Genomic DNA, 24,263 nt, shown 5'->3' with positions numbered 1-24,263 from the left:
GCGGGTTCGACCACAATTAATAAACTCGACCTGAACGCGCCGTTTCCTTTAAGGTATGGCGCCAAACGGATCAACCGGCCGGCCGCTTGGCCGTCGACCCAAGACGGATGCCTATGAACCCGAATTTTCTTGATTTCGAACAGCCGATCGCTGACCTGCAAGCCAAGATCGAAGAGCTGCGTCTGGTAGGCAACGACAATTCGTTGAACATCGGCGACGAGATCTCTCGCCTGCAAGACAAAAGCCGCACGCTGACCGAAAGCATCTTCGGCAACCTGACCAGCTGGCAGATTGCCAGGCTGGCGCGTCACCCGCGCCGCCCGTACACCCTGGACTACATCCAGCACATCTTCAGCGAATTCGATGAGCTGCACGGCGATCGGCATTTCTCCGACGACGCCGCCATCGTCGGTGGTGTCGCACGCCTCGACGACCAGCCGGTGATGATCATCGGCCACCAGAAAGGCCGTGAAGTGCGCGAGAAGGTTCGCCGCAACTTTGGCATGCCGCGCCCTGAAGGCTATCGCAAGGCCTGCCGCCTGATGGAAATGGCCGAGCGCTTCAAGATGCCGATCCTTACCTTCATCGACACACCGGGCGCTTATCCAGGTATCGATGCCGAAGAGCGCAACCAGAGCGAAGCGATTGCCTGGAACCTGCGGGTGATGGCGCGGCTGAAGACGCCGATCATCGCCACGGTCATTGGCGAAGGGGGCTCCGGAGGTGCGCTGGCCATCGGCGTCTGTGACCAGCTGAACATGCTGCAGTATTCGACCTATGCGGTGATTTCGCCCGAAGGTTGCGCGTCGATTCTGTGGAAGACGGCCGAAAAGGCGCCGGACGCCGCAGAAGCCATGGGCATCACCGCTGAGCGCCTGAATCACCTGGGCATCGTCGACAAGGTGATCGACGAGCCTCTGGGTGGCGCCCATCGCGATCCGGCCGCTGCCTCGGCCCTGATTCGCGCCGAGCTGACCAGCCAGCTGGACATGCTCAAGGGTTTCGACACCGAGACCTTGCTCGGCCGCCGTTATGACCGGTTGATGAGCTACGGGTTGTAAGGGCCGAGACAGCGGCGCGCCCTTCGCGGGCAGAGGGCTGAGCCCTCTGCCCGCGAAGGCAACACTGCCGATCCCGATTCATGCACCGAAAAGGGGTCGCTCCATGCGTGAACCCTCCGTCTTGGCCCAGCGCCTGACCGACAGGCTGCAGCCTTATCTGCAAGCACCCGCCTGGCACCTGGCCTTGTCCGGTGGCCTCGATTCCACCGTCCTGCTGCACCTGTTGGTCAGCGTGCCCAACCGTCCGGCGTTGACCGCCATTCATATCCATCACGGTCTGCAATCGGTCGCCGACACCTGGCCTGCCCATTGCCAATCCCTTTGCGATCAGCTTGATGTGCCATTGCGCATCATCAGGGTTCATGTCGAAACCGGTGCCAGCCTGGAGCAAGCCGCACGCCAGGCGCGCTATCGCGCTTTCGATGCGCTGCTCGGCGCCGCTGATGTGCTGTTCGCCGCCCAGCATCAGGACGACCAGGCCGAAACCGTGCTGTTTCGTCTGCTGCGCGGCGCTGGCGTGCGAGGGCTTGCGGCAATGCCCAGGCAGCGACCGCAAGGGCAGGGGATACTGGTCAGGCCGTTGCTTGACGAGCCTCGCGCCGAATTGCTTGGCTACGCGCGCAGCCATGATTTGCAGTGGATCGAAGATCCCTCGAACGCCGATACCCGCTTTTCTCGCAACTATCTGCGCGGCGAAGTCCTGCCCGTGATCACGGCGCGCTGGCCCCAGGCTGCCAGCAGCATCGTCAGGGCCGCCGCGCACCTGAGCGAAGCGGCGCAGCTGCTGGATGAGCTGGCCGCCGCGGACCTTGCGCCTGCGCACACAGCTGGCGAACCTTCCTGGCTGGCATTGCCCAGCCTGGCCCTGGCGCCGCTTCGCACCCTGTCCGAAAGCCGTCAGCGCAATGCCCTGCAGTATTGGCTTGCACCCCTTACGCGCTTGCCCGACACCCAGCATTGGGTAGGCTGGACGTCCTTGCGAGATGCGGATCCCGCAGCAACGCCCCTCTGGCGCTTGGCCGACGGCGAGCTGCACAGGGCCCACGGGCGGATCTGGTGGGTCAGTGGCCAATGGTCGCAGGCCCAGCCCTCCTGTCAGGATTGGCCAAACACCGAACACGCCTTGCAGCTGATCGGCAACGGCGCGGTGCATTGGCAGGGCGGCCCGTTGCCGGGGCACGCGCAGATCCGCTATCGACAGGGCGGCGAGCGCCTGCGCCTGCCGGTCCGCGGCGAGCGTGACCTCAAGCGCTTGCTCAATGAAAACCGGCTGCCGGGGTTCGTGCGCGATCGTCTGCCGCTGCTGTTCATCGACGACCGCTTGGTCGCCGTGGCCAACCTGCCGCTGTCCGCCATCGAAGGTCGACTGCTCTGGTCGCCCACAACCGGCGAGCAGAGTTTGAGATGAAAGGGGGAATCCGGTAGACTACGCTCCCTTCTTGATACAACTTCTGTGAGCCCACCGGATTCACGGACGTTGCCGATTGCCAAACCGTTTTTGGCCGTCGGGGGCTTCGGCCTTCCTTCGCTTTCCCCGGCGGCTTCTGCCGCTTTAACGCAGACTTCTAGGGTTTTTCATGACGCGCTACATCTTCGTCACGGGCGGTGTTGTTTCTTCATTGGGGAAAGGCATTGCCTCGGCTTCATTGGCGGCCATCCTGGAGGCGCGGGGGCTCAAAGTCACCATGCTCAAGCTGGACCCGTACATCAACGTCGACCCGGGCACCATGAGCCCGTTCCAGCACGGTGAAGTGTTCGTCACCCACGACGGCGCCGAGACCGACCTGGACCTGGGGCACTACGAGCGGTTCATCCGCACGACCATGACCCAGAACAACAACTTCACCACCGGCCGGGTGTACGAGCACGTGCTGCGCAAGGAGCGCCGTGGTGATTACCTGGGCGCGACCATCCAGGTCATCCCGCACATCACCGACGAGATCAAGCGGCGCATCATCAAGGGCGCCGGCGATGCCGACGTGGCCATGGTCGAGATCGGCGGCACCGTTGGCGACATCGAATCCCAGCCGTTCCTGGAAGCGATCCGCCAGCTGCGTTTCGAGGTCGGTGCCAAGCGCGCCATGCTGATGCACCTGACGCTGGTCCCCTACATCGCCACCGCTGGCGAGACCAAGACCAAGCCGACCCAGCATTCGGTCAAGGAACTGCGCTCCATCGGCTTGCAGCCTGATGTGCTGGTGTGCCGTTCCGATCACCCGATCGACACGTCGTCGCGCCGCAAGATCGCTCAGTTCACCAACGTCGAAGAGCGTGCGGTGATTGCCCTTGAAGACGCCGATACCATCTACAAGATTCCGGGCATCCTGCACTCCCAGGGCCTGGATGACTTCGTCGTCGAGCGCTTCGGCCTGCAGTGCGGCGGCGCCGACCTGTCCGAATGGGAAGCGGTGGTCGATGCCAAGCTGAATCCCGAACACGAAGTGACCATCGCCATGGTCGGCAAGTACATGGAACTGCTCGATGCCTACAAGTCGCTGATCGAAGCGATGAGCCATGCCGGCATCAGCAATCGCACCAAGGTCAACCTGCGCTATATCGATTCCGAAGACATCGAGAACCAGGGCACGGCCCTGCTCGAAGGCGTCGACGCGATTCTGGTGCCCGGCGGCTTTGGCCTGCGTGGCGTGGAAGGCAAGATTACCGCCGTGCAGTACGCTCGCGAGAACAAGGTGCCGTACCTGGGTATCTGCCTGGGCATGCAGGTGGCGGTCATCGAGTTCGCCCGTAACGTCATGGGCTGGAAAGACGCCAACTCCACCGAATTCGACCGCGCCAGCGGCCATCCGGTCGTCGGCCTGATCACCGAGTGGGAAGACGCCACCGGCGCCGTTGAAACCCGTACTGAAGCCTCCGACCTGGGCGGCACCATGCGCCTGGGCGCGCAGGACTGCCAACTGGTCGGCGGCTCCAAGGTCCACGATTGCTACGCCCGCGACGTGATCGTCGAGCGTCATCGTCATCGCTACGAAGTGAACAACAACCTGCTGCCGCAACTGGTCGAAGCCGGGCTGGTCGTCTCCGGGCGCTCGGGCGACGGCGCGCTGGTCGAAGTGGTCGAGTCCAAGGACCATCCGTGGTTCGTGGCCTGCCAGTTCCACCCCGAGTTCACCTCGACGCCGCGTGACGGTCATCCGTTGTTCACCGGCTTCGTCAAGGCAGCATTGGCTCAACATCAGAAGAAGGCCTGATTACCATGGCGCAGAAGATCATCCGCGTTGGCGACATCGAGATCGCCAACGACAAGCCGTTCGTGTTGTTCGGTGGCATGAACGTGCTGGAATCACGCGACATGGCCCTCAAGGTCTGTGAAGAGTACGTGCGGGTGACCGACAAGCTCGGCATCCCCTACGTGTTCAAGGCCAGCTTCGACAAGGCCAACCGTTCTTCGGTGACCTCCTACCGCGGCCCCGGCCTGGAGGAGGGCATGCGCATCTTCGAAGAGATCAAGAAGGCCTTCAACGTGCCGCTGATCACCGACGTTCACGAGCCTGAACAGGCCGCCGTGGTCGCCGAAGTCTGCGACATCATCCAGTTGCCCGCCTTCCTGTCGCGCCAGACCGACCTGGTGGTGGCCATGGCCAAGACCGGCGCGGTCATCAACATCAAGAAAGCCCAGTTCCTCGCGCCGCAGGAAATGAAACACATCCTGACCAAGTGCGAGGAAGCCGGTAACGACCAGTTGATCCTCTGCGAGCGCGGTTCGAGCTTCGGCTACAACAACCTGGTGGTGGACATGCTCGGCTTCGGCATCATGAAGTCGTTCGAGTACCCGGTGTTCTTCGACGTGACCCACGCCCTGCAGATGCCGGGCGGTCGCAGCGACTCCGCCGGTGGCCGCCGCGCCCAGGTCACGGACCTGGCCAAGGCTGGCCTGAGCCAGGGTCTTGCCGGTCTGTTCCTGGAAGCCCATCCGGACCCGGACAACGCCAAGTGCGACGGCCCCTGCGCGCTGCGCCTGGACAAGCTGGAACCGTTTCTTGCCCAGCTCAAGTCGCTGGATGAACTGGTCAAAGGTTTCCCGGCGATCGAAACGGCCTGATTGCGGTAAAGTAGTGCCCGATTTGTTGCGGTGACCCTTCCGCGGGCAGAAACCCGCTCCCACACGGCTCCATGTGGGAGCGGGTCTCTGCCTGTGAATGGGCCACCGAGACCCCCGCTGCGTCGTTCTCGTCTACTTTGGAGTGTTCATAACAATGGCAAAAATCGTCGACATCAAAGGTCGTGAAGTTCTCGACTCCCGTGGCAACCCTACCGTGGAAGCCGACGTGCTTCTGGAAAACGGCATCATCGGCAGCGCCTGCGCACCGTCGGGCGCTTCCACCGGTTCGCGCGAAGCGCTGGAGCTGCGTGACGGCGACAAGAGCCGCTACATGGGCAAGGGCGTTCTGAAGGCTGTGGCCAACATCAATGGCCCGATTCGCGATGCGCTGCTGGGCAAGGATCCGGTCGACCAGAAGGGTCTGGATCACGCCATGATTGCCCTGGACGGGACCGAGAACAAAGCTTCGCTGGGCGCCAACGCCATCCTCGCCGTGTCCCTCGCCGCTGCCAAGGCCGCCGCGCAGGATCAGGACCTGCCGCTGTACGCGCACATCGCCAACCTCAATGGCACGCCGGGCGTCTACTCCATGCCCGTGCCGATGATGAACATCATCAACGGTGGCGAGCATGCCGACAACAACGTCGACATCCAGGAATTCATGGTCCAGCCGGTTGGCGCCAAGACCTTTTCCGATGCCCTGCGCATGGGCACCGAGATCTTCCACCACCTCAAGGCGGTATTGAAGGCTCGCGGCCTGAGCACTGCCGTCGGTGACGAAGGTGGTTTCGCGCCGGACCTGGCGTCCAATGAAGACGCCTTGAGCGCCATTGCCGAAGCCGTCGAGAAAGCCGGCTACAAGCTGGGCACCGACGTGACCCTGGCGCTGGACTGCGCCGCCAGCGAATTCTTCGACAACGGCACCTACGACCTGGCCGGCGAAGGCCACAAGTTCGACGCCGAAGGTTTCGCCGAATACCTCAAGGGCCTGACCGAGCGCTATCCGATCATCTCGATCGAAGACGGTCTGGACGAATCCGACTGGGCCGGCTGGAAGATTCTCACCGACAAGATCGGCGAAAAGGTCCAGTTGGTGGGTGACGACCTGTTCGTGACTAACACCAAGATCCTCAAGGAAGGCATCGACAAGAAGATCGCCAACTCGATCCTGATCAAGTTCAACCAGATCGGCACCTTGACCGAAACCCTGGAAGCCATCCAGATGGCCAAGGCTGCCGGCTACACCGCGGTGATCTCGCACCGTTCCGGTGAAACCGAAGATTCGACCATTGCCGACCTGGCCGTGGGCACCGCTGCCGGCCAGATCAAGACCGGCTCGTTGTGCCGTTCGGACCGAGTTTCCAAGTACAACCAACTGCTGCGTATCGAAGAGCAGTTGGGTTCCAAGGCGGTCTATCGTGGTCGCGACGAGTTTCGCGGCTAAGCAATAGATGGTAGAAAGACGACATGCGGAGCCTGGCGGATGCCAGGCTTCGTGCTATCTGGTCGCAGAGTTGAAGTTTTTTACCACTGGGTAACGTGATGCGCAGTCCTTATTGGTTGTTTCTTGTCTTGCTTCTGCTCCTGGGTGGTTTGCAGTATCGCCTGTGGGTCGGAAACGGAAGTCTCAAGCAGGTAGCCGAGCTGAAACAGCAGATCGCCGAACAGCATGCCGAGAACGAACGGCTGCTGGAACGCAATCGCGTGATGGACGCCGAAGTACTCGAATTGAAAAAGGGCATGGAGACCGTCGAAGAACGCGCTCGCCATGAACTGGGCATGGTCAAGGAGGGTGAAACCCTCTACCAGTTGGCCCAATGAATACCTCGCTGCCAGCCTTCTGGGCAGTGATTCCGGCCGCCGGCGTGGGTGCGCGCATGGCAGCGGACCGCCCCAAGCAGTACCTGACCTTGGGCGGTCGCACGATCCTGGAACACAGCATCGACTGTTTCCTCGGCCATCCACGGCTCAAGGGCGTGGTCGTCAGCATCGCCGCCGATGACCCGTTCTGGCCCGACCTGCCCAGCGCCAGCAACGAGCTGATCCAGCGCGTGGCCGGTGGTCGCGAGCGTGCCGACTCGGTGCTCAACGCTTTGCTGCATTTGCACGCCCAGGGCGCCGACGGCAGTGATTGGGTGCTTGTGCACGATGCGGCGCGGCCCAATCTTTCCCGCACCGACCTCGACAAACTGCTTGCCGAGCTGGCCGATGACAGTGTCGGCGGTCTGTTGGCCGTGCCGGCGCGGGACACGCTCAAACGTGCCGATGCCGCCGGGCGGGTTCAGCACACGGTGGATCGCAGTACGATCTGGCAGGCGTTCACGCCGCAGATGTTTCGTCTGGGCACCTTGCACAGGGCCTTGGCCGATAGCCTGGTGGCTGGAGTGGCCATTACCGACGAGGCCTCGGCCATCGAGTGGGCCGGCCTGGCGCCGAAGCTGGTGGAGGGGCGGGCGGACAACCTCAAGGTGACCCGGCCCGAGGATCTGGAGTGGCTGCGCCAGCGTTGGGCGATGCGTGGCTGAGGGGGGGCGGTGGCGTCGTTCGCGGCCGATGACCGCTCCTACAGATACTCTGGCCTCTCGGCCAACCCTTCTCGCAGGTAATCGACCAGCTTCCTGATCTTCGGCGACAGGTGGCGCTGCTGCGGATAGAGCCCCCACACCGCCGTGTTGGGGGGTTGATGCGCTTCGAGCAGCGACACCAGCGCACCGCTGCGCAGATGTTCGAGCACATAGTAATCAGGCAGCTGACACAGCCCCACACCCTGCAGCGCCGCTTCGAGCACCGCCTGGCCACTGTTGCAGCGCCAGTTACCCTGCACGCGTTGTGCCTGCTCCTTGCCATCGACCTGCAGCGGCCAGATATCCGAACTGCCTACCAGGCAGTTATGCCGCGTCAATTCCGATACGCTGTGGGGCCGTCCATAGCGCGCCAGGTAGTGCGGTGAAGCGCACAGGAACATTCGCCGTGGCGCCAATCTGGTTGCCACCAATCGCGAGTCCTGCAGGCGCCCCAGGCGGATGGCCAGGTCCAGGCCTTCATGAAGCAGATCGAGGGTGCGGTTGCTCAGCTCGATCTCCACGCGCAGTTGCGGGTACAGGCCCATGAAGCGCGTGACCAGCGGCACAATGAAGCGCTCGCCATAGGCCACAGCGCAGGTCAGGCGCAGCAGCCCCTTGGGTTCACCGGTGAGATCGCTCATGGCGCGCCAGGCTTCGTCGCGGCCGTCCTGCAGCCGTTGGCAATGCTGGAGGAATGTCTGCCCTGCCTCTGTCAGCGCTACCCGGCGCGTGCTGCGATAAAGCAGGCGGGTCTGCAGGCGTTCTTCCAAGCGAGCGATCTGGCGGCTGACGTGCGACGACGACACACCCAGCCGCTGCGCTGCGGCCGTGAAGTGCGCGCATTCGGCCACCGCAACGAACTCGTCGATACCCTCCCAGCGGTTATCAATCACTCGATTATCCCTGTATGGCATCAATGTTTTGCGCAAGCGGCGATTATTCCGTATCCGTCCATGAATTACACTGTTGGCAGTCCCGTTCTTTTCAGGAGCAAGCATTGATGATCAAGTCCCGCGCCGCGGTTGCATTCGAAGCCAACAAACCATTGGAAATCGTCGAGATCGACGTGGCCATGCCCAAGGCAGGCGAAGTCCTGCTGCGAGTGGTTGCGTCGGGGGTCTGCCACACCGACGCCTACACCCTGTCGGGTGCGGATCCTGAAGGCATCTTCCCGTCGGTACTGGGCCACGAAGGCGGGGCTATCGTCGAAGCGGTGGGCGAGGGGGTCACTTCGGTTGCGGTGGGCGATCACGTCATTCCGCTGTACACGCCCGAGTGCCGCCAGTGCAAGTTCTGCAAGTCGGGCAAGACCAACCTGTGCCAGGCCATTCGCGCCACCCAGGGCAAGGGCCTGATGCCGGACGGCACCACACGGTTCTCGTACAACGGCAAGGAGCTGTTCCATTACATGGGCACCTCGACGTTTTCCGAGTACACCGTATTGCCGGAAATCTCGGTAGCCAAGATCGACAAGCAGGCGCCGCTGGAAAAGGTCTGCCTGTTGGGCTGTGGTGTCACCACCGGCATCGGCGCCGTGCTTAACACCGCCAAGGTCAGACCGGGTGATACGGTGGCCGTGTTCGGCCTCGGCGGTATCGGTCTGTCGGCCATCATCGGTGCGGTCAAGGCGAAGGCCGGTCGCATCATCGCCGTCGACATCAACCCGAGCAAATTCGAGATCGCCCGCCAGCTGGGTGCAACCGACTGCATCAATCCCAAGGAATATGACCGGCCGATCCAGGAGGTCATCGTCGACCTCACCGACGGCGGTGTGGATTTTTCCTTCGAGTGCATCGGCAACGTGCAACTGATGCGTGCAGCCCTCGAATGCTGCCACAAGGGCTGGGGTGAGTCGGTGATCATTGGTGTTGCCGGTGCCGGCCAGGAAATCGCCACGCGTCCGTTCCAGCTGGTCACTGGGCGGGTCTGGCGCGGTTCGGCATTCGGTGGCGTGCGCGGGCGCACCGAGTTGCCCAGCTACGTCGAAATGGCCGAGAGCGGGGAGATTCCGCTGGACACCTTCATCACCCACACCATGGGCCTGGAAGACATCAACAAAGCGTTCGACCTGATGCACGAAGGCAAGAGCATTCGCTCGGTCATCCACTTCTGAGGTCTGCCATGAGCCTTGAAAACCTGTCCTGCCAGAAGAGCTTCGGCGGCTGGCACAAACGCTACAAGCACCGCTCCAAGGAGCTGGGTTGCGACATGACCTTCGCCGTGTACCTGCCGCCGCAAGCGGAGCAGGGCGGCAAGTTGCCGGTGCTGTACTGGCTGTCGGGGCTGACCTGTACCGACGAGAATTTCATGCAGAAGGCCGGCGGCCTGGAGCTGGCCGCCGAACTAGGCTTGATCATCGTCGCACCCGACACCAGCCCACGCGGGGCGGGAGTGCCGGATGATCCGGACCAGGCATGGGATTTCGGTCTGGGTGCCGGTTTCTATCTGAATGCTACCGAGCAGCCGTGGGCGCAGCATTACCGCATGCACGACTATGTGGTGCATGAGTTGCCCGCCCTCGTGGAAGCGCATTTTCCTGCCTCGGACAAGCGTTCCATCAGTGGCCATTCCATGGGTGGCCACGGAGCGCTGGTCTGCGCGCTGCGCAATCCGGGACGGTATCGGTCGATTTCGGCGTTCTCGCCCATCAGCAATCCGATGGATTGCCCCTGGGGCCAGAAAGCGTTTTCCCATTACCTGGGCGAGGAGCGCTCGCGTTGGCGCGAATGGGATGCCAGCGTGCTGATCGCCGATGCGGCAGAACATCTGCCGCTGCTGGTGGATCAAGGCGATCGCGATGATTTCCTCGAGAGTCAGCTCAAGCCCCAGGCTCTGAGCCAGGCAGCCAAGTCGGCCGGCTATGCACTGACGCTGCGCATGCAGCCGGGCTACGACCACAGCTACTACTTCATCGCCAGCTTCATCGATGACCATTTGCGCCATCATGCAAAGGCCTTGAAGTGACCGCGCTGGCGCCCTCTGCCCGCGAAGGCGCCAGCACAGTCAACTGCAGATGTTTTGATCCGCCCAACCTGCGCCAAAGCAGGTAGAATCACGCCCTGACTCAATCGGGGCGTTTTCTTCTATGCGTATTGGCCACGGCTACGACGTGCACCGTTTTGCCGAGGGTGACTTCATTACCCTGGGCGGCGTGCGAATCCCACACAAGTTCGGCCTGCTGGCCCATTCCGACGGCGATGTCGTACTGCATGCCTTGAGCGATGCCTTGCTCGGCGCGGCTGCCTTGGGCGACATCGGCAAGCATTTTCCCGATACCGATCCGCAGTTCAAGGGCGCGGACAGCCGCGTACTGTTGCGTCACGTGCTCGCGGTAGTGGCGGGCAAAGGCTGGAAAGTCGGCAACGTCGACGCCACCATCGTCGCTCAGGCGCCGAAAATGGCCCCCCACATAGAAACCATGCGGGAACGGATCGCCGCCGATCTGGGCGTGGAACTCGATCAGGTCAACGTCAAGGCCACCACCACCGAAAAGCTCGGGTTCGCCGGGCGCGAGGAAGGTATCGCCGTGCATGCGGTCGCCTTGTTGCTGCGCGCATGACCGAATTCGAATTGCTGGGTCCGCGGGCCACGGGCGACAGCCTGGGCAGCGCCGTACTCAAGGCCAGCGCCGAAGACTTTCAGGTCGACGAAGTGCTGGACATCCCCTTGGCCGGCCAGGGCGAACACCTCTGGCTCTGGGTCGAGAAACGCAACCTCAATACCGAAGAAGCTGCCCGACGCCTGGCCAAGGCCGCTGGCGTGCCGCTGCGCACGGTCAGCTACGCGGGCCTCAAGGACCGTCAGGCGCTTACCCGGCAGTGGTTCAGTCTGCATCTGCCAGGCAAGGCTGACCCGGACCTGAGCGCAGCGCAAAGCGACACCCTGGCCATCCTCAAACAGGCTCGGCACTCGCGAAAACTGCAACGCGGTGCGCACTCGGCCAACGGCTTTACCGTGCGTTTGACCGCGCTCAAGGCCGATCGGAGCGCGCTCGATGCGCGCCTTGAAGCAATCAAGCAGACCGGCGTACCAAATTATTTCGGTACCCAGCGCTTCGGTTTCCAAGGCGGCAATCTGTTCGACGCCCAGCAGTATGCCGAACGCCAGGCGCTGCCCGAGCAGCGCAACGTGCGTTCGCGACTGCTCTCCACGGCGCGCAGTTTTCTGTTCAACCAGATACTCGCCGCGCGCGTCGCCGACGGTACCTGGAATCGCGCGCAGGTCGGTGATCTGCTGGCGTTCACCGATAGCCGCAGTTTCTTTCCGGCCGGTGCAGCCGAATGCAGCGACCCGCGACTGGACATCCTCGATCTGCATCCCACCGGTGCGCTGTGGGGTGAAGGCGCTTCGGCGGCCGACGGCCACTGTGCCGAGCTGGAAAACACCATCGCCGGCCAGCACCCGGCGCTGTGTGCCTGGCTCGCCAGAGCGGGTCTGGCGCAGGAGCGACGCATTCTGCGGCTGCCCATCGGCGAGCTGACGTGGCATTATCCCGAGCCTGACATCCTGCAGTTGCACTTCGTCCTGCCGGCCGGTTGCTTCGCCACTGTCGTGGTGCGCGAACTCGTCGATCTGGTGCCGACAGGGCAGACGGAAAGTCCATGCGTATTCTGATTTCGAACGATGATGGGGTCACGGCCCCCGGCCTGGCCGCGCTTTACGACGTGTTGCATGACTACGCCCAGTGCACGGTGATTGCCCCCGACCAGGACCGTAGCGGCGCCAGCAGTTCGCTCACGCTGGACCGGCCACTGCATCCGCAGACCTTGCCCAATGGCTTCATCAGCGTCAACGGCACACCCACCGACTGCGTGCACCTGGGCCTCAACGGACTGCTGCCCTTCGAGCCCGACCTGGTGGTTTCGGGTATCAATCTAGGGGCCAATCTGGGCGACGACGTGCTGTATTCGGGCACGGTAGCCGCTGCCCTCGAAGGGCGTTTCCTGGGGCATACCTCGTTCGCTTTCTCGTTGCTGTCCCGTCAGCCCGAACACCTGCCGACGGCGGCGTACTACGCACGCAAGCTGATCGAGGCCCGTGACCAGTTGAACCTGCCGCCTCGCACCGTGCTCAACGTGAACATTCCCAACCTGCCGATCGAGCGGATCCGCGGTATGGTCCTGACCCGCCTTGGCCATCGGGCCAGGGCCGCGGCGCCGATCCGCATGGTCGACCCACGGGGCAAGCCGGGCTACTGGATCGCGGTGGCCGGTGACGCCGAGGATGGCGGCCCGGGCACCGATTTCCATGCGGTCATGCAGGGCTACGTGTCGGTGACGCCACTGCAACTGGATCGCACCTTCAACGAGGCCTTCGGCCACGTTCAAGGCTGGCTGGAGGGACTCGGCTGATGCGCCACAGAGACAATCAGCACCACGGTATCGGCATGACTTCGCAGCGCACGCGTGAACGCCTGATCCAGCGCCTGTGCGACGAAGGCCTGGCCAACACCCAGGTTCTCGAGGTACTGCGTCGCACGCCACGCCACCTGTTCGTCGACGAAGCCCTGGCCCACCGCGCCTACGAAGACACCGCACTGCCCATCGGCCACAACCAGACCATTTCCCAACCCTACATGGTCGCGCGCATGAGCGAGCTGTTGCTGGCGGCGGGCCCATTGGACAAGGTCATGGAGATCGGCACCGGCTCGGGCTACCAGACCGCCGTGCTGTCGCAACTGGTCGAGCGGGTGTTCTCGGTCGAACGGATCAAGGTCCTGCAGGATCGCGCCAAGGAGCGCCTGCAGACGCTCGAGCGACGCAACGTGGTCTTTCGCTGGGGCGATGGCTGGGAAGGCTGGCCGGCCCTGGCACCGTACAACGGCATCATCGTTACCGCAGTGGCGACCGATGTGCCCCAGGCCCTGCTCGATCAGCTTGCGCCCGGTGGCCGGCTGGTGATCCCGGTTGGCTCTGGCGACGTTCAGCAACTGATGTTGATCGTGCGCGAAGAGCACGGGTTCTCCCGGCATGTTCTGGAAGCCGTGCGGTTCGTGCCGTTGCTCAATGGTCCGCTGGCGTGACCGGCACGGGCTCCTGCAGTGAATTCTGCGCGGCGCCGTCTGTCTGACAGCGGGTCATGGCGCAGGTATGGCCACAGCTTGCACCCATGCGCCTTGTAGTCGAGTAGTGAAGTTGGATATTTTCTTGTCACCACAACAAAGGAGCGGCGGGTGAGCCTCACAATCATTGGGCAGCGTGCAGGTAGTTCGAGCGTCAAGCTCCTGATGCTCGGGGTTGCGGTCGCAGCCTTTCTGTCCGGCTGTTCCAGCACCTCCAGCCAGGTCAGCGTGGTCGATCGCAACAACGCGGCCAAAGCGGCGCAGCGACAGCCCGTGACCACAGGCCAATACGCAGTCAGGCGAGGCGATACGCTGTTTTCCATCGCCTTTCGCTACGGCTGGGACTACAAGGCCTTGGCTGCGCGCAACAACATTCCCGTGCCCTATACCATCCGCCCAGGCCAGGTCATCCGCTTCGACGGCAACTCGGGCGCGCCAGCCACCACCGTGGTGACTACCCAGAGCGGCGCTTCGGCGTCTTCTTCGAGCCGCACTACCGTCACCCGCCGTCCGCTCACGCCGACCCCGGCTGCCACCAGCAGCGTTGCCATTCCCGTGCCTTCGCCCACTCCGGTACCTGCCGGCGAGCGCACCCAGGGCGGCTGGGCGTGGCCGGCAAACGGTGTTTTGATCGGAAAATTCGCTTCAAACGGCAGTTTGAATAAAGGAATTGATATCGCCGGTGATTTGGGACAGCCTGTTTTTGCTGCGTCTGATGGTGCGGTGGTCTACGCCGGGAGTGGTTTGAGGGGCTACGGCGAATTGGTCATCATCAAACACAGCGATACCTACGTCAGTGCCTACGGTCATAACCGCAGGTTGTTGGTTCGGGAGGGTCAGCAGGTCAAGGTCGGTCAGACAATTGCCGAAATGGGTTCAACGGGGACGGACCGGGTGAAGCTGCATTTTGAGATTCGCCGCCAAGGCAAGCCCGTAGATCCGCTGCAATTCCTGCCACGTCGTTGATTTGCACTACCAGCCTGTTCCTCCACGTAGTGGGGACGGGCTCACGCGCTGCCATGGAGATTGGCGCCGCTGGAGCTTGAGGTCGAACTCAGCAAAGGACTATAACAATGGCTCTCAGCAAAGAAGCGCCGGAGTTTGACATCGACGATGAGGTGCTCCTTATGGAACCCGGCGTCGTATTGGATGTGATGTCAAACGAAGAACCTGCTGCACCTGCGGTTCGCACCAAGGCACGCAATTCCACATCGCTCAAACAGCATAAATACATCGACTACACCCGGGCGCTCGATGCGACCCAGCTGTATTTGAATGAAATCGGTTTTTCGCCTCTGCTTTCTCCCGAAGAAGAGGTGCACTTCGCACGACTTTCCCAGAGCGGCTGCCCGGCCGGTCGCAAGCGCATGATCGAAAGCAACCTGCGCCTGGTGGTCAAGATCGCCCGCCGGTATGTCAATCGTGGCCTGTCATTGCTCGATCTCATCGAGGAGGGCAACCTGGGGCTGATTCGCGCGGTCGAGAAATTCGACCCCGAGCGCGGTTTCCGGTTCTCGACCTATGCCACTTGGTGGATCCGGCAGACCATCGAGCGGGCGATCATGAATCAGACCCGGACCATCCGCCTGCCGATTCACGTGGTCAAGGAGCTCAACGTCTACCTGCGTGCCGCGCGCGAACTGACCCAAAAGCTCGATCACGAACCGTCCCCAGAAGAAATCGCCAATCTGCTCGAGAAGCCCGTGGGCGAGGTCAAGCGCATGCTTGGGCTCAATGAGCGCGTATCCTCGGTGGATGTCTCGCTCGGGCCGGATTCGGACAAGACCTTACTCGACACCCTGACCGATGACCGACCCACCGACCCCTTGCAGCTACTGCAGGACGACGACCTCTCGCAGAGCATCGACCAGTGGCTGTCCGAGCTGACAGACAAGCAGCGCGAGGTGGTGGTACGCCGCTTCGGCCTGCGTGGCCACGAAAGCAGCACCCTGGAAGACGTTGGTCTGGAAATAGGCCTGACCCGCGAGCGCGTGCGGCAGATCCAAGTGGAAGGCCTCAAGCGGCTGCGCGAAATACTTGAGAAGAATGGGCTGTCCAGCGAGTCGTTGTTCCAGTAGACGCTTTGTCCGTGCGAATCAACGCCCCTTTTGCAAGGGGCGTTTTCGTTATTGGCTTCGCTGCAGTTCGCTGTTGTCAGTATTCACTGTGATGATGTGTAAGCCTTTGGCTATTTATCGAGTCAAAGTTTTGTAAGTTGAAACTCTCGTGTATCTAACTGCACGTTCTTGAACACATTATCGAATAAGCTGACATCCAAGTCAGTTTATTATGGGAATTATTCGCGGTTGTCCTGCGCGCAGGATGCGTTAATATCAAGGCGTGTTCAGGGACGACACAGGTGTTCAGGATCGAGCGCCTAAAAGGGATATCGCAGTGACGCGATTCATCAGGACGATGACAGGGATAAAAGGGACAGGGAAAGGTGGGCGGCTCATTACCGCCCCTTTTTTTTGACTTTTTTTTGAGGGGCAGAGCGAGCGACCAGCCTTTCGAGCGGACGTCACCTCAGTGGCAGACGTCGCGAGCGAACCGGGTTGTCTCGGGGCAGGTCAGGTGCGGCTCAGCGCTCCAGATCCTTGATCTTGCCTTTGACCCCATCGAATGCTTCAGCTTCGGGCAACGCATCCTTCTTCTCGGTAATGTTCGGCCAGACTTCGGCCAAGTCCACGTTCAGCTGGATGAACTCCTGCATGTCCTCGGGCACTTCATCTTCGGAGAAAATGGCTTGGGCCGGGCACTCAGGCTCGCACAGTGCGCAGTCGATGCACTCATCCGGGTGAATCACCAGGAAGTTCGGGCCTTCGTAGAAGCAGTCCACCGGACAGACTTCCACGCAGTCGGTGTATTTGCACTTGATGCAGTTGTCGGTGACGACGAAGGTCATTTCTATTTCTCTCCTCAGGCGGCGGCAGCGAAGCCCTTCACAGGGCCGCTTGGTTTGGGCAGGTCAGCCGCAGACCAGGCTAGAAGCCTTTGGCATTCCCAAACCGCGCGGGATTCTATCAGCTTGTAGGAATAAGCGTTAGACCCGGTTCTTCAGTGCATAGAGCAATTCGATCGCTTGTCGCGGGGTCAGCCCATCGATGTCGGTCTTGGCAATCTGTTCCAGCACCGGGTGCGGCAGGCTGGCAAACAGGTCGGCCTGATGGGGCTTCGCTGTCTTGCCGGGCATTGGTGTGGGCGTCTCGTGGGGCAGGCTGGTGGTTTCCAGACGGCTCAGGTGTTCCTTAGCGCGCAGGATGACTGCGGCCGGTACCCCGGCCAATTGCGCGACCGCCAACCCGTAGCTCTGGCTGGCGGGGCCGGCCAGTACATGGTGCAGGAAAACGATGCGCTCGTTGTGCTCAGTGGCGCTTAGGTGCACGTTGGCCACCAGGGGCTGGCTTTCCGGGAGCACAGTCAGCTCGAAGTAGTGGGTGGCGAACAGCGTGTAGGCGCGCAGTCCGGCCAGGCATTCGGCTGCCGCCCAGGCCAGCGACAGGCCATCGAACGTGCTGGTGCCGCGGCCCACTTCATCCATCAGCACCAGGCTTCGATCGGTGGCATTGTGCAGGATATTCGCGGTTTCGCTCATCTCCACCATGAACGTCGATCGGCCGCCAGCCAGGTCGTCACTGGAGCCGATCCGGGTGAAAATACGGTCCACCAGTGATAACTCGCAACCGGCCGCCGGTACGAAGCTGCCGATGTGTGCCAGCAACACGATCAAGGCAGTCTGGCGCATGTAAGTGGATTTACCGCCCATGTTCGGGCCGGTGATCACCAGCATGCGGGTGCTGTCGTCCAGGCTCAGGTCGTTGGCCACGAAGGGTGTGGTGAGCACTTGTTCCACCACCGGGTGGCGACCCTGGTTGATACGCAGGCACGGCTCGTCGACGAAGCGGGGGCAGTTCAGGTCCAGGTTCAGCGCTCGCTCGGCGAGGTTGCTCAGCACGTCCAGTTCAGCCAGCGCCGCGGCGGTGTCCTGCAGTGGCGGCAGATGGCCGATGAGGTTTTCCAGCAACGCTTCGTACAATGACTTTTCACGGGCCAGGGCACGGCTTTTGGCCGACAGCGCCTTGTCTTCGAAAGCCTTGAGTTCAGGGGTGATGAAGCGCTCGGCGCCTTTGAGCGTTTGCCGGCGGATGTAATCCGCCGGGGCTTGCTCGGCCTGTTTGCTGGGCAGCTCGATGAAGTAGCCGTGGACGCGGTTGTAACCCACTTTCAGGTGGGACAGGCCGGTACGGGCTTTTTCCCGGGCTTCCAGGTCGATCAGGAACTGGCCGGCGTTCTCGCTCAGCGACAGCAGTTCGTCCAGCTCGCTGTCGTAGCCGGTTTTCAATACGCCGCCGTCGCGGATGACCGCAGGCGGATTGTCGACGATGGCCTTGGCCAGCAGGTCGGCCAGTTCCGGGTAGGTCCCGGTAATGGCCGCCAGTTGCGCCAGGTGCGGCGCTTCGAGTTCGGCCATCGCTACTTGCAGTTCGGGCAGGGCGGCGAGCGCATCGCGCAGGCGCGCCAGGTCCCGCGGTCGGGCGTTGCGCAGGCCGATTCGCGCGAGAATCCGCTCGATGTCGCCAATTTCCTTGAGCTGCGGTTGCAGGCTTTCGAAGCGGTAGCCTTCGAGCAGGCAGCCGATGGAGCCCTGACGCGCCTGCAACACCTTGAGGTCACGCAGGGGTCGATTGAGCCAGCGGGTCAGCAGGCGGCTGCCCATGGCGGTCTGGCAGCGGTCGATGACCGACTGTAGGGTGTTGTCGCGTCCGCCGGCCAGGTTGGTGTCCAGCTCCAGGTTGCGGCGAGTAGCGCCGTCCAGCACTACCGTATCGTCCAGGCGTTCGTGACGCAGGCTGCGCAGATGCGGCAGGGCGGTGCGCTGGGTTTCCTTAGCGTAGCCGAGCAAGCAGCCGGCGGCGCCGATGGCCAGGGTCAGCTTCTCGCAGCCGAAACCCTTGAGGTCCTGGGTTGCGAACTGCTGGCACAGGCTCTTGTGCGCAGTGTCCCGCTCGAAGTCCCAAGGCGCACGGCGGCGCGAGCCCTTGCGCTTTTCCGCCGGCAACCCTTGCGGCCAGTCATCGGGAATCAGCAGTTCTACCGGGTTGATCCGCTCGAGCTCAGCCAGCAGGTTTTCCCATCCCGAAAGCTCCATGACCATGAAGCTGCCACTGGTGATGTCCAGCACCGCCAGGCCGAACAAACGCTCGTCGCCCAGCACGGCCGCGATCAGGTTGTCGCGGCGCTCGTCGAGCAGCGCTTCGTCGCTGACCGTGCCGGGCGTGATGATCCGTACCACCTGCCGATCGACCGGCCCCTTGCTGGTGGCCGGGTCGCCGATCTGCTCGCAGATCACCACCGATTCGCCCAGCTTGACCAGCTTGGCCAGGTAGCCCTCGGCCGCATGGTAGGGAATACCGCACATGGGGATCGACTGCCCCGCCGACTGTCCACGGGCGGTCAAGGTGATGTCGAGCAACTTGGCAGCCTTCTTCGCATCCTCGTAGAAGATTTCGTAGAAGTCGCCCATGCGGTAGAACATCAACTGGTCGGGATGCTGGTTCTTCAGCTTCCAGTACTGCTGCATCATCGGGGTGTGGTTAGAAAAATCGGACATTCAAGGACTTAGCTCGCGGGTGTCTTGGGGACGTAAGGCAGGCGCCAATAGTACAGGGATTTTTTTCACGATGTAGGACGTTGGCACCGGTCACGCGGTCGCACGATTGTCCTGCAGGCCGGTCATACGCAGGCACGCCATGGCGACTTTTGACCTGCATGGCGGGAGGGCGTAGCCTCATCGGCCGCCTGATCAAGGAGCTGTTATGGACGCCTCGACCTCACTCTCTGCCGACCTCGGCGAGCACCTGCTTGCCCTGGGCGCCCAAGTCACCACGGCGGAGTCCTGCACGGGCGGCGGTATCGCCGAAGCCATCACTCGCATCGCCGGCAGTTCGGCCTGGTTCGAGGCCGGCTACGTCACTTATTCCAACGCGCAGAAAACCGCTCAGTTGCAGGTTCCGAGCGAGCTGTTCGAACAGGTCGGTGCGGTCAGCCGCGAAGTGGTCGAAGCGATGGCGCAGGGTGCTCAGCGCCACAGCAAAGCGCGCTTTGCGGTGGCGGTCAGTGGCGTTGCCGGCCCCGGCGGCGGCTCGGCTGAAAAGCCGGTCGGCACGGTATGGCTGGCCTGGGCCGACGGTGCGCAGACGTTTTGTCGACGCGAGCAGTTTGCCGGCGACCGCGAAGCCGTGCGCCGGCAAACCGTCGTGGCTGCCCTGCAGGGTTTGTTACACCTTGCCACTGGAGAAAAACCATTTCAGGGGTAGGCGAGGGGCATGGTGTGTGAAATAATACTGGCTACTTATACAGGTGTTATGGCCGTCAGGCCTTATTGATTACGTGAGGACTTCAATGGACGACAACAAGAAGCGTGCCTTGGCTGCGGCCCTGGGTCAGATCGAACGTCAATTCGGTAAAGGCGCTGTCATGCGCATGGGTGACCACGAGCGCCAAGCGATCCCGGCCATCTCTACCGGTTCGCTCGGCCTGGATATCGCGCTGGGTATCGGTGGTCTGCCAAAAGGCCGGATCGTCGAGATCTATGGCCCGGAATCGTCGGGTAAAACCACGTTGACGCTGTCGGTCATCGCCCAGGCCCAGAAGGCCGGTGCAACCTGCGCCTTCGTCGACGCCGAGCACGCGCTGGATCCTGAGTACGCCGGCAAGCTGGGCGTCAATGTCGATGACCTGCTGGTATCGCAGCCGGACACCGGTGAGCAGGCGCTGGAAATCACCGACATGCTGGTGCGCTCCAATGCGGTTGACGTCATCATCGTCGACTCCGTCGCTGCACTGGTACCCAAGGCCGAGATCGAAGGCGAGATGGGCGACATGCACGTGGGTCTGCAGGCGCGCCTGATGTCGCAGGCATTGCGCAAGATCACCGGTAACATCAAGAATGCCAACTGCCTGGTCATCTTCATCAACCAGATCCGCATGAAGATCGGCGTAATGTTCGGCAGCCCGGAAACCACCACTGGTGGTAACGCGCTGAAGTTCTATGCCTCGGTTCGCCTGGACATCCGCCGCACTGGCGCAGTCAAGGAAGGCGACGAAGTAGTGGGCAGCGAAACTCGCGTCAAGGTCGTCAAGAACAAGGTGGCACCACCATTCCGTCAGGCTGAGTTCCAGATCCTGTACGGCAAGGGCATTTACCTCAACGGCGAAATCGTCGACCTGGGTGTGGCCAACGGCCTGTTGGAGAAGTCGGGCGCCTGGTACAGCTACCAAGGCAGCAAGATCGGTCAGGGCAAGGCCAACTCGGCCAAGTTCCTGCAAGACAACCCTGAAATCAAGGCCACTCTCGAGAAGCAGATCCGCGACAAACTGCTGACCGGTGGTACCGATAAGGCGGCAGCAGACAAGGCATCTGCCGCGACTGCACCCGCTGCCGACACGGCTGAAGCAGAAGCTGACTTCTGATTAGCCCATGCCACCTGTCGTACTGGATACACCCGTCGCCGTGCGACGGTCTGCCATGGACCTGCTCGCACGTCGCGAGCATGGTCGAGTCGAGCTGACGCGCAAATTGCGTCAGCGCGGCGCTTCTCCTGAAATGATCGATACCGAGCTTGATCGTCTGACCGACGAAGGCTTGTTGTCGGAAGCGCGCTACCTGGAAAGCTTCATTCGCTATCGAGCCAACTCCGGCTACGGGCCTGCGCGAATACGCGAAGACCTGACTCAGCGCGGTTTGCAGCGCGCCGATGTCGAGCAGGCACTTCGTCAAAGCGGATTCGACTGGGGGGTGCAGCTACGCGAGCTCTGGGAGCGCAAGTTCGCTGCCAGGCTTCCCGTTGAACTCAAGGAGCGCGCCCAGCAGACGCGTTTTCTGGCCTATCGGGGCTACCCGATGGAGCTGATTTCTCGTCTGCTCAACGGCAAGGATCTGGACTGATCCTCTCTGCCGGTGAGGCAGCGGTGTTCGTCGAGTAGCACCGCTACATTTCCTGGAGTATTACTTGCCGCAGTCCTTGGCAGTGTAGGACTGACTGCCGATGGCGCGATTGGTCTTGTATTCGGTGAAGTCATAGCGCATTACGGCGCCCTGTGCCATCAGATTACGAAAACCCTTGTTGCGACACACGCTTGCGCCCAGTTGCATGTACACGGTTTTGGGATCGCGGCGCATTTCTTCGGCTTGGCTTTCGCGAACGCTCAAGTGGTTGACCAGTTGGTTGCCTTCGACGGTGAAACCCTGATCGAGGATGTCTTCGTTGATTGCACGCGGTGTACCGACGCTGCTTTGCTGAGCCACTTTCTGCAGGTTTTTCGACAGCTCCATTTCCTTCAACGATGCAGCGTGAGCGACCAGCGGCAAGGCGAGCAGCAAGGCGAGGGACGGGGCGATAAAGCGCAGCATGAAACACTCCTGGGCAAAAAGCCGGGCAAGACAAGTGGGCGTATGACCCGCCGATGGCGCAGGCGTTCACCCACCTCTGAGGGTAGCCGATTATACGGCGCGGCACGTCGGCTCACCATCGACATCGCTGTAATGGTCAGCTCTGTTAGAATCCGCGCCCCCAGACCCTACCGTGATCCGCAATGAGCCATGCCGTTTCCCTTCTGCGCACCGACCGCCTGGCGCGCAGTACCCAGCCATTCACCGCACGCGGTTCACGCGCGACTCGATGCCCGCGTTGCCGAGTCATTCCGCAATACTGCCTGTGTGCATGGCGTCCCAACGTCGACGCACGGTCGGCCATGTGCCTGCTGATGCATGATGTGGAACCCATGAAGCCGAGCAACACCGGCTGGCTGATTGCCGACGTGATCGCCGACACCCACGCCTTCATGTGGTCGCGGGTAGCCGTCGACCCGCGGTTGCTGGCACTCTTGGCGGATCCGCAGTGGCAGCCCTACCTGGTCTTTCCCGGAGAGTTCGTCGAGCCGCAGCGGGTGACCAGCAGCGTCGCGCCGCAGCCCGGTCGACGTCCCTTGTTCATACTATTGGACGCCACCTGGACCGAAGCGCGAAAGATGTTCCGCAAGAGTCCGTACCTGGCTTCGCTGCCGGTGTTGAGCCTGGCCCCCGAGCAACTGTCGCGCTATACCTTGCGCCGCTCCAAGCGTGACGATCACTTCTGCACCGCCGAGGTGGCGGCGCTGTGTCTGGAGCTGGCCGGTGACGAGCGGGCAGCGCGCGTACTGGATGCCTACCTCGATGTGTTCAGTGCGCATTACTTGGCAGCGAAATTCCAGGAGCCAGTGGACGAGACGGATGCGGCGCATCGGTTTCTGGCCGACTATCTATAATCAGGGTGGTGACGCGGGCTCTGGCCATGGAGTCGCTTGACCACCATGGCCGGGGTCGGCATTCTTGGCGCCGAATCGGGCGGGTACTGTCCGAGCGGCTTCATTTCCTGGAATCCTGTGATCGATGGCCACTTACGAAATCCTGATCGCCGATGACCATCCGCTGTTTCGCAGCGCGCTGCGTCAAGCCTTGACCATGGGCCTGGGCGCAGAAGTGCGTCTGGTCGAGGTGGCGAGCATTGCCGAACTCGAAGTGCGCCTCGATGAAAAGGGCGACTGGGACCTGGTGCTGCTGGACCTGAATATGCCCGGCGCCTACGGATTTTCAGGCTTGGTATTGCTGCGCGGCCAGTATCCGCAGATACCCGTGGTGATGGTCTCGGCGCAGGAAGACGCCTGGGTCATGGTGCGCTCGCGTGAATTCGGCGCCAGTGGCTTCATTCCCAAGTCCAGTTCGCTCGAGACCATTCAGGCGGCCGTACGCGATGTGCTGGATGGAGAAGTCTGGTGGCCACCGCAGGCATTCGAGGCGGTCAGCGTTTCGGCGGAAGCCAAGGCCGCCAGCGAGGGGCTGGCCAGCCTGACGCCCCAACAGTTCAGGGTACTGACCATGGTGTGCGAGGGTTTGTTGAACAAGCAGATCGCCTACGAGCTGAGCGTGTCGGAAGCCACCATCAAGGCCCATGTCACAGCGATCTTCCGCAAGCTCGGCGTGCGGACCCGCACCCAGGCTGCCCTGCTGTTGCAACAACTGGAGTCGACCTCCGCCAACTGAGCTTCACCGTCACGCCTTTTTCACGCCGAACGTTTCATCGTCGGCCGTCTTCCTTTCCTGGATCGTCGCGCATGTCACCTTTCAAGGGCCAGACCGGCCTCAAACGTATTCTCAATGCTACGGGTTACTCCTTCGATGGTCTGCGTGCAGCCTTCACGGGCGAAGCAGCGTTTCGCCAGTTGGTGCTGCTCAACGTCGTGCTGGTGCCGCTGAGCTTTGTGTTGCAGGTCAGCCGCGTGGAGCGCGCCGTGCTCATCGCGGTGTGCCTGCTGGCGTTGATCGTTGAATTGCTCAACTCGGCGATCGAGGCGGCTATCGATCGCATCTCGCTGGAGCGTCACCCCTTGTCGAAGAATGCCAAGGACATGGGCAGCGCGGCTCAGTTCGTTGCCTTGAGCATGATCGTGCTGGTATGGGCGGTGATTCTGCTTTGACC

At 62.1% G+C, this 24,263-nt stretch carries 25 protein-coding genes; 21 read left to right on the top strand and 4 right to left on the bottom strand.

The genetic code is table 11. The features are described 5' to 3' along the window. Positions 1-113 precede the first annotated feature (113 nt). From IFT57_RS22210 to ispD, 7 genes are all read left to right on the top strand, one after another. Positions 114-1,061, top strand: coding sequence for an acetyl-CoA carboxylase carboxyltransferase subunit alpha (locus tag IFT57_RS22210; RefSeq protein WP_185794267.1), 948 nt, complete (start codon positions 114-116; stop codon positions 1,059-1,061). Between the two features lie 103 nt (positions 1,062-1,164). Then, positions 1,165-2,469: a tRNA lysidine(34) synthetase TilS gene (tilS, locus tag IFT57_RS22205; RefSeq protein WP_192152681.1), complete on the top strand. Its 1,305-nt coding sequence runs from the start codon at positions 1,165-1,167 to the stop codon at positions 2,467-2,469. A 169-nt stretch (positions 2,470-2,638) separates the two neighbouring features. After that, on the top strand, positions 2,639-4,270 hold the full coding sequence (locus IFT57_RS22200) for a CTP synthase (RefSeq protein ID WP_122476552.1): 1,632 nt from the start codon (positions 2,639-2,641) through the stop codon (positions 4,268-4,270). A 5-nt stretch (positions 4,271-4,275) separates the two neighbouring features. Beyond that, entirely contained in the window at positions 4,276-5,121 is an 846-nt protein-coding gene (kdsA, locus tag IFT57_RS22195; RefSeq protein ID WP_192152680.1) for a 3-deoxy-8-phosphooctulonate synthase, read from the top strand. Positions 5,122-5,275: 154 nt separating this feature from the next. Then, positions 5,276-6,565: a phosphopyruvate hydratase gene (eno, locus tag IFT57_RS22190; protein ID WP_122714029.1), complete on the top strand. Its 1,290-nt coding sequence runs from the start codon at positions 5,276-5,278 to the stop codon at positions 6,563-6,565. Positions 6,566-6,663: 98 nt separating this feature from the next. Then, positions 6,664-6,942: a cell division protein FtsB gene (gene ftsB / locus IFT57_RS22185; RefSeq protein WP_043185120.1), complete on the top strand. Its 279-nt coding sequence runs from the start codon at positions 6,664-6,666 to the stop codon at positions 6,940-6,942. Then, positions 6,939-7,646: a 2-C-methyl-D-erythritol 4-phosphate cytidylyltransferase gene (gene ispD / locus IFT57_RS22180; protein ID WP_122795100.1), complete on the top strand. Its 708-nt coding sequence runs from the start codon at positions 6,939-6,941 to the stop codon at positions 7,644-7,646. The genes ftsB and ispD overlap by 4 nt, the downstream gene beginning before the upstream one ends. 38 nt (positions 7,647-7,684) lie before the next feature. Here ispD and IFT57_RS22175 read toward each other — a convergent pair whose 3' ends face one another. Next, a complete protein-coding gene (locus IFT57_RS22175; RefSeq protein ID WP_342030372.1) occupies positions 7,685-8,578 on the bottom strand; it encodes a LysR family transcriptional regulator in 894 nt (297 codons plus the stop codon). Between the two features lie 107 nt (positions 8,579-8,685). On the opposite strand from IFT57_RS22175, the gene IFT57_RS22170 reads away from it, so the two are divergent. The 8 genes from IFT57_RS22170 to rpoS all read left to right on the top strand — a co-directional run bounded on the left by IFT57_RS22170 (position 8,686) and on the right by rpoS (position 15,824). After that, positions 8,686-9,798 carry an S-(hydroxymethyl)glutathione dehydrogenase/class III alcohol dehydrogenase gene (locus IFT57_RS22170; protein WP_192152678.1) on the top strand — a complete coding sequence of 371 codons (1,113 nt, stop codon included), beginning with the start codon at positions 8,686-8,688 and terminating at the stop codon, positions 9,796-9,798. A gap of 8 nt (positions 9,799-9,806) precedes the next feature. Next, positions 9,807-10,649, top strand: coding sequence for an S-formylglutathione hydrolase (fghA, locus tag IFT57_RS22165; RefSeq protein ID WP_122795097.1), 843 nt, complete (start codon positions 9,807-9,809; stop codon positions 10,647-10,649). Positions 10,650-10,770: 121 nt separating this feature from the next. Next, complete coding sequence (ispF, locus tag IFT57_RS22160; RefSeq protein ID WP_122795096.1) at positions 10,771-11,244, top strand: 2-C-methyl-D-erythritol 2,4-cyclodiphosphate synthase; 474 nt, start codon at positions 10,771-10,773, stop codon at positions 11,242-11,244. After that, positions 11,241-12,299: a tRNA pseudouridine(13) synthase TruD gene (gene truD, locus IFT57_RS22155; RefSeq protein WP_192152677.1), complete on the top strand. Its 1,059-nt coding sequence runs from the start codon at positions 11,241-11,243 to the stop codon at positions 12,297-12,299. Before ispF ends, truD begins: the two co-directional genes overlap by 4 nt. Next, positions 12,287-13,036, top strand: a complete 750-nt coding sequence (gene surE, locus IFT57_RS22150) for a 5'/3'-nucleotidase SurE (protein ID WP_122795094.1) — start codon at positions 12,287-12,289, stop codon at positions 13,034-13,036. The genes truD and surE overlap by 13 nt, the downstream gene beginning before the upstream one ends. A 35-nt stretch (positions 13,037-13,071) precedes the next feature. Beyond that, entirely contained in the window at positions 13,072-13,707 is a 636-nt protein-coding gene (locus IFT57_RS22145) for a protein-L-isoaspartate(D-aspartate) O-methyltransferase (protein ID WP_185794556.1), read from the top strand. Between the two features lie 150 nt (positions 13,708-13,857). Further along, entirely contained in the window at positions 13,858-14,712 is an 855-nt protein-coding gene (locus IFT57_RS22140; RefSeq protein WP_192051149.1) for a peptidoglycan DD-metalloendopeptidase family protein, read from the top strand. A 107-nt stretch (positions 14,713-14,819) separates the two neighbouring features. Then, positions 14,820-15,824 (top strand): RNA polymerase sigma factor RpoS, encoded by a 1,005-nt coding sequence (rpoS, locus tag IFT57_RS22135; RefSeq protein ID WP_122476535.1) that lies wholly within the window; start codon positions 14,820-14,822, stop codon positions 15,822-15,824. Positions 15,825-16,327: 503 nt separating this feature from the next. On the opposite strand, the gene fdxA is transcribed toward rpoS, so the two are convergent. Both fdxA and mutS read right to left on the bottom strand, forming a co-directional pair. After that, positions 16,328-16,651, bottom strand: a complete 324-nt coding sequence (gene fdxA / locus IFT57_RS22130; RefSeq protein WP_122476533.1) for a ferredoxin FdxA — start codon at positions 16,649-16,651, stop codon at positions 16,328-16,330. Positions 16,652-16,789: 138 nt separating this feature from the next. Continuing rightward, positions 16,790-19,357 carry a DNA mismatch repair protein MutS gene (gene mutS, locus IFT57_RS22125; protein ID WP_192152676.1) on the bottom strand — a complete coding sequence of 856 codons (2,568 nt, stop codon included), beginning with the start codon at positions 19,355-19,357 and terminating at the stop codon, positions 16,790-16,792. Between the two features lie 205 nt (positions 19,358-19,562). Here mutS and IFT57_RS22120 point away from each other — a divergent pair, with 205 nt between their 5' ends. The 3 genes from IFT57_RS22120 (at position 19,563) to recX (ending at position 21,694) form a co-directional block, all read left to right on the top strand. After that, complete coding sequence (locus IFT57_RS22120; protein WP_192152675.1) at positions 19,563-20,063, top strand: CinA family protein; 501 nt, start codon at positions 19,563-19,565, stop codon at positions 20,061-20,063. A gap of 85 nt (positions 20,064-20,148) precedes the next feature. Beyond that, positions 20,149-21,219 carry a recombinase RecA gene (recA, locus tag IFT57_RS22115; protein ID WP_122714016.1) on the top strand — a complete coding sequence of 357 codons (1,071 nt, stop codon included), beginning with the start codon at positions 20,149-20,151 and terminating at the stop codon, positions 21,217-21,219. Positions 21,220-21,226: 7 nt separating this feature from the next. Continuing rightward, positions 21,227-21,694 carry a recombination regulator RecX gene (recX, locus tag IFT57_RS22110; RefSeq protein ID WP_192152674.1) on the top strand — a complete coding sequence of 156 codons (468 nt, stop codon included), beginning with the start codon at positions 21,227-21,229 and terminating at the stop codon, positions 21,692-21,694. 60 nt (positions 21,695-21,754) lie between these two features. On the opposite strand, the gene IFT57_RS22105 is transcribed toward recX, so the two are convergent. Next, positions 21,755-22,159, bottom strand: coding sequence for a PA3611 family quorum-sensing-regulated virulence factor (locus IFT57_RS22105; RefSeq protein WP_122714014.1), 405 nt, complete (start codon positions 22,157-22,159; stop codon positions 21,755-21,757). A 182-nt stretch (positions 22,160-22,341) separates the two neighbouring features. Here IFT57_RS22105 and IFT57_RS22100 point away from each other — a divergent pair, with 182 nt between their 5' ends. The 3 genes from IFT57_RS22100 (at position 22,342) to IFT57_RS22090 (ending at position 24,261) form a co-directional block, all read left to right on the top strand. After that, the gene (locus tag IFT57_RS22100; protein ID WP_192152673.1) at positions 22,342-23,052 is read left to right on the top strand and encodes a tRNA-uridine aminocarboxypropyltransferase; all 711 of its coding nucleotides are present in this window, start codon (positions 22,342-22,344) and stop codon (positions 23,050-23,052) included. 124 nt (positions 23,053-23,176) lie between these two features. Continuing rightward, entirely contained in the window at positions 23,177-23,827 is a 651-nt protein-coding gene (gene erdR / locus IFT57_RS22095; protein ID WP_192152672.1) for a response regulator transcription factor ErdR, read from the top strand. A 71-nt stretch (positions 23,828-23,898) separates the two neighbouring features. Continuing rightward, a complete protein-coding gene (locus IFT57_RS22090) occupies positions 23,899-24,261 on the top strand; it encodes a diacylglycerol kinase (RefSeq protein WP_122714011.1) in 363 nt (120 codons plus the stop codon). The last annotated feature ends 2 nt before the right edge of the window (positions 24,262-24,263 follow it).

Source organism: Pseudomonas sp. CFBP 13719 (assembly GCF_014842095.1).
Classification (GTDB): Bacteria; Pseudomonadota; Gammaproteobacteria; order Pseudomonadales; family Pseudomonadaceae; genus Aquipseudomonas.
The sequence above is the reverse complement of the archived record's forward strand: the minus strand, read 5'-3'. Positions and strand labels throughout refer to the sequence as shown.

Coding starts and splice junctions, on each gene's coding strand:
- IFT57_RS22210 (WP_185794267.1), top strand. CDS start 114: ATGAACCCGAATTTTCTTGATTTCGAACAGCCGATCGCTGACCTGCAA.
- tilS (WP_192152681.1), top strand. CDS start 1,165: ATGCGTGAACCCTCCGTCTTGGCCCAGCGCCTGACCGACAGGCTGCAG.
- IFT57_RS22200 (WP_122476552.1), top strand. CDS start 2,639: ATGACGCGCTACATCTTCGTCACGGGCGGTGTTGTTTCTTCATTGGGG.
- kdsA (WP_192152680.1), top strand. CDS start 4,276: ATGGCGCAGAAGATCATCCGCGTTGGCGACATCGAGATCGCCAACGAC.
- eno (WP_122714029.1), top strand. CDS start 5,276: ATGGCAAAAATCGTCGACATCAAAGGTCGTGAAGTTCTCGACTCCCGT.
- ftsB (WP_043185120.1), top strand. CDS start 6,664: ATGCGCAGTCCTTATTGGTTGTTTCTTGTCTTGCTTCTGCTCCTGGGT.
- ispD (WP_122795100.1), top strand. CDS start 6,939: ATGAATACCTCGCTGCCAGCCTTCTGGGCAGTGATTCCGGCCGCCGGC.
- IFT57_RS22170 (WP_192152678.1), top strand. CDS start 8,686: ATGATCAAGTCCCGCGCCGCGGTTGCATTCGAAGCCAACAAACCATTG.
- fghA (WP_122795097.1), top strand. CDS start 9,807: ATGAGCCTTGAAAACCTGTCCTGCCAGAAGAGCTTCGGCGGCTGGCAC.
- ispF (WP_122795096.1), top strand. CDS start 10,771: ATGCGTATTGGCCACGGCTACGACGTGCACCGTTTTGCCGAGGGTGAC.
- truD (WP_192152677.1), top strand. CDS start 11,241: ATGACCGAATTCGAATTGCTGGGTCCGCGGGCCACGGGCGACAGCCTG.
- surE (WP_122795094.1), top strand. CDS start 12,287: ATGCGTATTCTGATTTCGAACGATGATGGGGTCACGGCCCCCGGCCTG.
- IFT57_RS22145 (WP_185794556.1), top strand. CDS start 13,072: ATGACTTCGCAGCGCACGCGTGAACGCCTGATCCAGCGCCTGTGCGAC.
- rpoS (WP_122476535.1), top strand. CDS start 14,820: ATGGCTCTCAGCAAAGAAGCGCCGGAGTTTGACATCGACGATGAGGTG.
- fdxA (WP_122476533.1), bottom strand. CDS start 16,651: ATGACCTTCGTCGTCACCGACAACTGCATCAAGTGCAAATACACCGAC.
- mutS (WP_192152676.1), bottom strand. CDS start 19,357: ATGTCCGATTTTTCTAACCACACCCCGATGATGCAGCAGTACTGGAAG.
- IFT57_RS22120 (WP_192152675.1), top strand. CDS start 19,563: ATGGACGCCTCGACCTCACTCTCTGCCGACCTCGGCGAGCACCTGCTT.
- recA (WP_122714016.1), top strand. CDS start 20,149: ATGGACGACAACAAGAAGCGTGCCTTGGCTGCGGCCCTGGGTCAGATC.
- recX (WP_192152674.1), top strand. CDS start 21,227: ATGCCACCTGTCGTACTGGATACACCCGTCGCCGTGCGACGGTCTGCC.
- IFT57_RS22105 (WP_122714014.1), bottom strand. CDS start 22,159: ATGCTGCGCTTTATCGCCCCGTCCCTCGCCTTGCTGCTCGCCTTGCCG.
- IFT57_RS22100 (WP_192152673.1), top strand. CDS start 22,342: ATGAGCCATGCCGTTTCCCTTCTGCGCACCGACCGCCTGGCGCGCAGT.
- erdR (WP_192152672.1), top strand. CDS start 23,177: ATGGCCACTTACGAAATCCTGATCGCCGATGACCATCCGCTGTTTCGC.
- IFT57_RS22090 (WP_122714011.1), top strand. CDS start 23,899: ATGTCACCTTTCAAGGGCCAGACCGGCCTCAAACGTATTCTCAATGCT.